At 71.9% G+C, this 8,063-nt stretch carries 7 protein-coding genes; 1 reads left to right on the top strand and 6 read right to left on the bottom strand.

Annotation, left to right across the window (positions count from 1 at the left end; all coding sequences use genetic code 11):
- Positions 1 to 176 (bottom strand): response regulator (locus GTW67_RS23575; RefSeq protein ID WP_161166800.1); only part of this gene is annotated, 176 nt, incomplete at its 3' end.
- Entirely contained in the window at positions 173 to 1,420 is a 1,248-nt protein-coding gene (locus GTW67_RS23570) for a sensor histidine kinase (RefSeq protein ID WP_161166799.1), read from the bottom strand. The genes GTW67_RS23570 and GTW67_RS23575, both read right to left, overlap by 4 nt.
- Positions 1,421 to 1,514: 94 nt before the next feature.
- Between GTW67_RS23570 and GTW67_RS23565 the strand changes: the two genes are divergently transcribed.
- Positions 1,515 to 2,075 carry a GNAT family N-acetyltransferase gene (locus GTW67_RS23565; protein WP_202437600.1) on the top strand — a complete coding sequence of 187 codons (561 nt, stop codon included), beginning with the start codon at positions 1,515 to 1,517 and terminating at the stop codon, positions 2,073 to 2,075.
- 36 nt (positions 2,076 to 2,111) lie between these two features.
- Here GTW67_RS23565 and GTW67_RS23560 read toward each other — a convergent pair whose 3' ends face one another.
- From GTW67_RS23560 to GTW67_RS23545, 4 genes are read right to left on the bottom strand one after another with little or no spacing between them, the layout of a single operon-like run.
- Entirely contained in the window at positions 2,112 to 3,674 is a 1,563-nt protein-coding gene (locus GTW67_RS23560; protein ID WP_161166798.1) for a TraM recognition domain-containing protein, read from the bottom strand.
- Positions 3,675 to 3,692: 18 nt separating this feature from the next.
- Positions 3,693 to 5,105 carry an ATP-binding protein gene (locus GTW67_RS23555; RefSeq protein WP_161166797.1) on the bottom strand — a complete coding sequence of 471 codons (1,413 nt, stop codon included), beginning with the start codon at positions 5,103 to 5,105 and terminating at the stop codon, positions 3,693 to 3,695.
- Between the two features lie 12 nt (positions 5,106 to 5,117).
- Positions 5,118 to 6,659, bottom strand: coding sequence for an SCO6880 family protein (locus GTW67_RS23550; RefSeq protein ID WP_161166801.1), 1,542 nt, complete (start codon positions 6,657 to 6,659; stop codon positions 5,118 to 5,120).
- A 14-nt stretch (positions 6,660 to 6,673) separates the two neighbouring features.
- Positions 6,674 to 8,023, bottom strand: a complete 1,350-nt coding sequence (locus tag GTW67_RS23545; protein ID WP_161166796.1) for a hypothetical protein — start codon at positions 8,021 to 8,023, stop codon at positions 6,674 to 6,676.
- Between the last annotated feature and the right edge of the window lie 40 nt (positions 8,024 to 8,063).

Below are 8,063 nucleotides of genomic sequence, written 5' to 3'. Positions count from 1 at the left end.
CCGGGCATGCGGACGTCCATGAGGACGACGTCGGGGTGGAGTTCGGCCGTCATGCGGACGGCGTCCGCGCCGTTCACGGCCTCACCCACCACCGCCATGTCGTCCTGGCTCTCCAGGAGCATCCGGAAGCCGAAACGCTGGAGGGGCTGGTCGTCGGCGATGAGGACGGTGGTCACTGCGGGGGTTCCTCCGGTAGGTGCAGGTGAACGCGCCAGCCCCGGTCGGGGCGTGGACGCGGGCCGGCCTCAAGTGTGCCGCCGTACAAGGACGTTCGCTCACGCATGCCCGGCAGACCCCGGCCGTCGGACAGTGCGGGCGTCGGACCGCCACGGCCCGTGTCGGTGACCGTGAGGGTGACGGCGCCGCCGGTCTCGTAGGAGAGGTCGATCCGGGCGGTGGCGTCGGGACCGGCGTGCTTGAGGGTGTTGGTGAGGGCTTCCTGGATGACGCGGTACAGGGTGAGCTGCCGGCCCGGGGGGAGCATGGCGTCGCCGCTGATGGTCGTCTGGACGGGCAGGCCGGCCTTGCGGACGCCGTCGACGAGCCGGTCGAGGTCGGTGAGGGCGGGCTGCGGGGCGAGTTCGGCCTGCTCCTTCTCCTCGTCGCGCAGGACGTCGAGCAGGCGTCGTAGTTCGCCCAGGGCCTGGCGGCTGGTGGTGCCGATGGCGTCGAGGGCCTGGGCGGCGCGTTCCGGGGACTTGGCCGCGGCGTACCGGCCGCCGTCGGCGAGGCCCGTGATGACGGAGAGGTTGTGGCCGATGATGTCGTGCATCTCGCGGGCGATCCGGGCCCGTTCGGCGGCGGCGGCGAGCTGGGCCTGCTGGTCGCGTTCGGTCTCCAGGCGGCGGGCGCGGTCCTCCAGGACCTCGGTGTAGTTGCGCCGGGTGCGGACCGTGACGGCGATGAGGGCCACGATGCCCATGGCCAGCAGCTGCGAGCCGAGTTGCTGGTTCCACGAGCCGACCTCCTCGCCGTACCGGGCCAGCGTCACGCACGTCGGGACCGTCATCAGCGCCGTCGCCCACCACAGGTTGCGCAGGGGCAGGCGCAGGGTGATGTGGAAGAGGAGGACCAGCTGGAGCATGGAGACCTGGAGGGCGGCGCCCGTCCAGGCGTTCACCGCGGCGGTCGGCGCCATGGCGAGGAGGGCGGCGCGGGGGTGGCTGCGGCGCCAGAGCAGGGGGACGGAGAGGCCGAGGCTCAGGGCGAGGACCAGTCCGCCCGGGACGCCGGGATCCTGGGCGACGCTGCGCCAGCCGCCGCCGGCGTAGTCGATCAGGGCGGCCGTCACCCAGAAGCCGGCGAAGTGGAGGTCCCACACGAGGGGCCGGCGGCGGTCGAAGGCACGGACCCGCCGGTTGACGCGCTGCACGTACTCGGTGAGGGGCTCGGCCGCTCGCTCTTCCGCCACGGGCTCCATCCGACCATGCTCGGGCCTGCCGGGGCGGCGGACGTCCGTCCCGGGGCCGTATATGAGATGAGGGGCGTAGTACCGGGGTACTACCGTGGCCCGCATGAACCCCTCGGTCCCCGGTGACTACGTGATCCGGTCCATACGCGCCGACGAGTGGCCCGCCGTGAAGGAGCTGCGGCTGCGCGCACTGCGGGACCCGCTCGCGCATCTGGCCTTTCTGGAGACCCACGACGACGCCCTGACCCGGCCGGACGCCTTCTGGCAGGAGCGGGCGGCCGGAGCCGCCGAGGGCGCGTCCGGGGCGCAGCAGATCGTCGCGGAAGGGCCCGGCGGGCTGTGGCTCGGAACGCTGACGGTGCTGATGGAGGAGGCCGGGACGACGGACTGGGCCGGTCTCCCCGTGGACCGGAGGCAGGGACACGTCGTCGGTGTGTACGTGCGGCCCGAGTGGCGGGGGAGCGGGCTGACCAAGGCGCTGTTCGACGCCGGGCTGGAGTGGGCGTGGGCCGCCGGGGCGGAGCGGGTGCGGCTGATCGTGCACGAGGACAACGGCCGGGCCCGGGCTTCCTACCTCAAGGCCGGGTTCGCGCCGAGCGGGCGGACCGTGCCGCTGGCGGGCCGGCCGGAGGAGACGGAACTGGAGTTCGTCATCGACCGCTGACCCCCTCGTCGCCCACCGCGGGTGGCCGCACCGCGGCTACACCGGCAGCTCGTCGTGCGGCCAGCGGGCGCGGCCCTGTTCGCGGGACCGGAGCAGGGCCAGGGCCGGCATGCCCCGGTCCGCGCCGGTGGCCAGCAGCTCGGGGAGCTGGGGGAGCGGCGCCACGGCGGCGACGTCGTCGAGGACGAGCGTCAGTGGTGGGTCGAGCCGACCGGAGGATGACCGTTCGGCCATGCGCCGGCCGCGCTCGACCACGCTGGAGACGAGCGCCGTCAGCAGCGGCATGGCGCCCGGGCTCGTCCGGGGGTCCTCGATGGATTCCCCCACCACGTAAAGGGTGCCCTGTTCGTGGACGAAAGAATCCAAGGTGAGGGCATCAGTTCGGTTTGGAGTGCACGCCTCCCGGATGTTCACCACGGAGAGCGCGGCCAGGGCACGGGTGGTCAGCTGCTGCGCCATGTCCCGGCGTTCGGGGTGGGCGGTGAGGGCGCCTTCGAGTTCGCCCGCCGCGCCGGGGGCGGCCTTCGGATTGGTGCGCAGGATGCGTACGGCGTCCTGGATCTGGCTGCCCTGGGACCAGCGGTGGACGTGGCGGATGGTGCGGCCGTCGACGGCGGCGGCGTGGAGGTAGCTGCGCAGGAGCGTGGTGGCGGTGTCGCTGACGGCCTGGTCGAGGCGGGCGGTGGGCCGGACCGGGGTGAGGAGCGCGGTGGCCCGGGCGACGGCCGTCGGCTTGTCCTCGCAGCCCGCGGTGGGGGACCAGTGGAGGCGGGCCGGGGTGTCGCACAGGTGGGTGGGGTCGTAGAGGAGGACGGGGCCCAGTTTGGAGCGGGCGTCCTTGGTGTCCTGCCACAGGGCGGGGTTCGACGTGACGACGAGGGCGGGGCCGTCCGCGTCGCCCACGGCCTGCGTCGCGGTGGAGCGGCGGCTCTCCCGGGTGCCCAGCAGGACCGTCTCCCGTCCGCCGCGGGTGCCGACCAGGGGGGAGGCCGTGAGCGTCTGTTCCGTCGCCGTGGAGTCCTGGGGTCCGTCGGACGGTGCGGGTTCCTGGGCGGTTCTCGGGGTCGGCACCTCGTGGCGGGGTGCGGCCGGTTCCGGTTCCTGGGGCGCCTGGTCCGCCGGGGGCGGTGTCCAGGCCGGTTGCGTCCGGGAGGAGGCCGTCGGGGCCGGGGTCTGCGTCGCGACGGGTGGGGGCGGCGGGACCTGCGCGGCCGGTGACTGCGCGGCCCGCCGCTGGAGCCGTACCGCCTTCCAGCGGGCCACCGTGCCCATCACGAACACCGCGAGGACGACGAGCACCATCAGCTGGCCGATGAACAGCCCCCAGAACAGCCCGTACCCGGAGAACCCCGCCGCGGGGGCCTCCGGCCAGGCGCCTGCGATGTCGTGGGGCTCGGCGATCAGATGGCGCATGGCCAGGGGCGTGCCGGCGAAGGTGATGCCGGCGGGCCAGGCGCCGTGCGCGAACAGGCCGGCGAGGCCCGTCGCCGTCCACACCAGCAGGGTCATGCCGAGGAGGAACGCCAGTATGCCGACCAGCAGGCCGTCGGGGATTCCGCCCTGCTGTCCCGGCCGCTGGTCGCGGTCGTCCGGTCTCATGCGTCCCTCCCGCCCCGCCTACGCCACCGTCGATTCGGACGAGTCGCCGATGTGCTGCTCCATGAAGGCCGCCGCCCGCTCCTCCGCCTCCAGCTCTGCGGCGCGCAGGGCGTCGTCGGTGAGGTCGGCGGAGGACTCGGTCATCGCGCGGTCCGTGAAGACCAGGGGGCGTTCGGTCTCGGTGATCAGGTGTTTGACGACCTGGACATTGCCGTTGACGTCCCACACCGCGATACCGGGGGTGAGCGACGGGATGATCTCCACCGCCCATCTGGGCAGGCCGAGCACCCGGCCGGTCGCCCGGGCCTCGTCGGCCTTCTGGGCGTAGATCGTCCGTGTCGACGCCATCTTCAGGATGGCCGCGGCCTCCCGCGCCGCCGCCCCGTCCACGACGTCCGACAGGTGGTGCACCACCGCCACGAACGACAGGCCCAGCCGGCGCCCGAACTTCAGCAGCCGCTGGAACAGCTGCGCCACGAACGGGCTGTTGATGATGTGCCAGGCCTCCTCGACGAGGAAGATGCGCTTCTTCCGGTCGGGCCGGATCCAGGTGTGCTCCAGCCACACGCCCACGATGGCCATGAGGATCGGCATGGCGATGGAGTTGCGGTCGATGTGGGACAGGTCGAAGACGATGAGCGGCGCGTCGAGGTCGATGCCGACGGTCGTCGGGCCGTCGAACATGCCGCGCAGGTCACCGTCGACGAGCCGGTCGAGGACCAGAGCCACGTCCAGGCCCCAGGCCCGCACGTCGTCTATGTCCACGTTCATCGCCTCGGCCGACTCCGGCTCGGGGTGGCGGAGCTGCTCGACGATGTCGGTGAGGACGGGCTGGCGCTCGACGATGGTCTCGTTGACGTAGGCGTGCGCGACCTTGAGGGCGAAGCCGGAGCGCTCGTCCAGGCCGTGGCCCATCGCGACCTCGATGATCGTCCGCAGCAGGGCCAGCTGGCCCGTCGTGGTGATCGCCGGGTCGAGCGGGTTGAGCCGGATGCCGTGGTCCAGGGCGGCCATCGGGTCCAGCCGGATGGGCGTTATGCCCAGCTCCTCGGCGATCAGGTTCCACTCGCCGACGCCGTCCTCGCCCTGGGCGTCCAGGACGACGACCTGGCGGTCCTTGAAGCGGAGCTGGCGCAGGACGTACGTCTTCTCCAGCGCCGACTTGCCGTTGCCGGACTCGCCGAGGACCAGCCAGTGCGGGGCGGGCAGCTGCTGGCCGTACAGCTGGAAGGGGTCGTAGATGTAGCCCTTGCCGGAGTAGACCTCGCGGCCGATGATCACGCCGGAGTCGCCCAGGCCGGGGGCGGCGGTGGGCAGGTAGACGGCCTGCGCCTGGCCCGTGGAGGTGCGGACCGGGAGGCGGGTCGTCTCGACCTTCCCGAACAGGAAGGACGTGAAGGCGTCGGTGAGGACGGACAGCGGATCCCGCATCAGGCTCAGCCCCTACCTTCGGATGCCGGTGGCGAACGGAAGTGTGTTCACGAAGGCGCGGTGGTGCTCACGGTCGCACCACTCCAGTTTCAGGTACGACTTTCCGGCCGAGGCCCTTATCGTCCGCTTGTCGCGGGCGAGCGCCTCGGGGGAACGGGAGGAGACGGTGATGTAGCCGACCAGGTTGACGCCGGCCGCGCCGCTGGCGAGGTCCTCGCCCCGCTGGTCCAGACGGCTGTGGGCGGCGATGTCGCGCGGGTCGACGGTGCGGTTCATCTTGGCGGCGCGGGAGGCCTCGGCCTCGTCGTTGGTCTTCTCGGTCAGCATGCGCTCGATGGCGACCTCGGTGGGTTCGAGGTCCATCGTGACGGCGACCGTGCGGATGACGTCCGGGGTGTGGACGAGCAGCGGCGCGAGGAAGTTCACGCCGACCGGGGTCATCGGCCACTCCTTCACCCAGGCCGTGGCGTGGCACCAGGGGGCGCGGGTGGAGGACTCGCGGGTCTTGGCCTGGAGGAAGGTGGGCTCCATGGCGTCCAGCTCGGCCGGCCAGGCGTTGCGCTTGGTCATCGCCTGGATGTGGTCGATCGGGTGGTCCGGGTCGTACATGGAGTGGATGAGGGAGGCGAGCCGGCCCTGTCCGAGCGGCTGGCGGACGCGGATGTCGGCCTCCTGGAGGCGCGAGCAGATGTCGGTCAGCTCACGGGCCATGACGACGGCGAGTCCGGCGTCGCGGTCGACCTTGCGGCCGTTCTGCGGCCGGGCCGCGCGGGCCATGGTGTGGGCCTCGGCGGCCAGCTCGCGCGTGAAGTGCATGCAGGCGATGAGATACGCGCGGTGCTGCTCACTGCTGGTGGACACCATGGACTGCAACTGGTCGTACGACTGCTGGAGCCACGGCAGCGCCCTGTCGTCGCCGCGTACGGCGACGTCCTTGGCGTGCGCGTCCGGGTCGGCCGGGAGGGTGCGGGCGAGCATCTGGATGCGGGTGACGAAGCCGTCGCCGTTGGCCACGTGCTTGAGCAGGGTGCCGAAGCGGTCGACCAGCGCCTCCTGGTCCTCGGAGTCGCGCAGGCCCACGCCGGGGCCCTCGATCTCGATCGCGGCGGTCACCGTCTTGCGGTCGGCGTGCAGCAGCACGGCGATCTCGTCCGGCCCGAAGGGGGCGGCCAGCCAGGTGATGCGGCCGATGCCGGGCGGCGGGCCGACCTCGATCTCCCGGCCGTCGAGCCGGGTGCCGGCCTCGACGACGCCGGAACGGTAGGTCGTGCCGTTGCGCAGGGTCCGCTTGTAGCTGCGGTTGATCTCGAACCACTTGTAGAACGTGCGGTGCTTGTACGGCACGTAGACCGCCGCCAGCGCGAGCATCGGGAAGCCCATGAGCAGCACGATGCGCAGGGTCAGGACGGGGACGAGGAGCCCGCACATCATGCCGAGGAACGCGCCCGCGATGATCAGCGCGATCTCGCCGGTCTCGCGGTTGCGTCCGACGATCGCGTTCGGCCGGGCGCGGCCGATCAGATACGTACGGCGGGGCGTGACCGGATGGGACATGTGGGACTCGGCCGTCAACGCCCGTCACCTCCTGAGCTGTTGCTGGTGCCGCTGTTGCGGGTGTTGCTGGCATGGGGCGTGTTCACCGGGCTGCCGGAGCGCGGTGCGGGTGCGGCGGAGGGGACATTTCCGCCGCCGCCGTTCGAGGGGCGCGAGCTGTGCGCGGCGACTCCGCCGGACGCGGGGTTGGAGGCGCGGGACGCGGAGGAGGAGGTGGACTGGCCCCCGCCTCCGCCGTCGCCGTTGTGGCGGGTGCTGTGCGTTCTGATGCCCTGGGCGACGAGGTTGGCCGGGGAGCTGATGACGGCCGCGGCCTTGCCCTCGGCGCCCTGCATGATGCGGTTGTTGCGGGAGCCGGCGATCTCGTCGCCGAAGCCGGGGACGAAGCGGTAGATCATCGCGGACGCGAAGATGGCGAGCAGGATGATCGCGAGGCCGGAGACGACGGCGGAGAAGGCGTCGGGGCCGTCGTCGGCGGAGAGCGCGCCGGCCAGCCCGAGGACGATCACGATGACGGGCTTGACCAGGATCACGGCGATCATGATCCCGGCCCAGCGGCGGACGTGGCCCCACAGGTTCTTGTCGACCAGGCCGGCGTAGACGACGGTGCCGAGGAGGGCGCCGACGTAGAGCAGGGCGGCGCGGATGACGAGCTCCAGCCAGAGGATGCCGGCGGCGAGGATGCTGACGAGGGAGACGACGATCAGCATGATCGGGCCGCCGCCGATGTCCTCGCCCTTCTCCAGGGCGCCGGAGAACGTGCCGAAGAAGGTGTCCGTCTGGTTGCCGGTGGTCTTGGCGAGGACGTCGGTGACGCCGTCGGTGGCGGAGACGACGGTGTAGAGGATCAGCGGCGTGAAGGCCGACGCCAGGACGGTGAGCCAGAGGAACCCGATGGCCTCGGAGAGCGCGGTGGTGAGGGGGACGCCGCGCACGGCGCGCTTCGCTACGGCGAGGAGCCAGAGGAGGAGGGTGAGGATCGTGGACGCGGCGAAGACGACGGCGTACTGCTGGAGGAACTTCGGGTTGGTGAAGTCGACGTTCGCGGTGTCCTGTACGGCGGCACTGAGCTTGTCGATCGTCCAGGACGCGGCGTCGGCGCAGCCCTTGGCGAGGGAGGAGAGGGGGTCGAGGGTGGAGGTGATGCCGGGGGAGCCCCCACCGGTGCCTCCGGCGGACCCGCCGCCGTCACCTCGCTCGCAGTACTTTTTGGCGGGGCCGGCGATGAGCGAGCACGGATCGTCGGACTTCGTCGGTGTCGGAGTGGGCTCGGCGAAGGCGTGCGTGGCCCACAGGACAGCGGCCGCCTGTGCGGCGAGGACCAAACCGGTGAGCTTGAGCGTGCGGTGCTGGCTACCGGGCATAGGTGAAGCCTCCGAATTCCTGGACCGCCTTGCTCATCTA

It is taken from the genome of Streptomyces sp. SID5910, from assembly GCF_009862125.1.
Lineage (GTDB): Bacteria > Actinomycetota > Actinomycetes > Streptomycetales > Streptomycetaceae > Streptomyces.
Note: the sequence above shows the minus strand (reverse complement) of the source record. Positions and strands in the feature narration are given on the sequence as shown.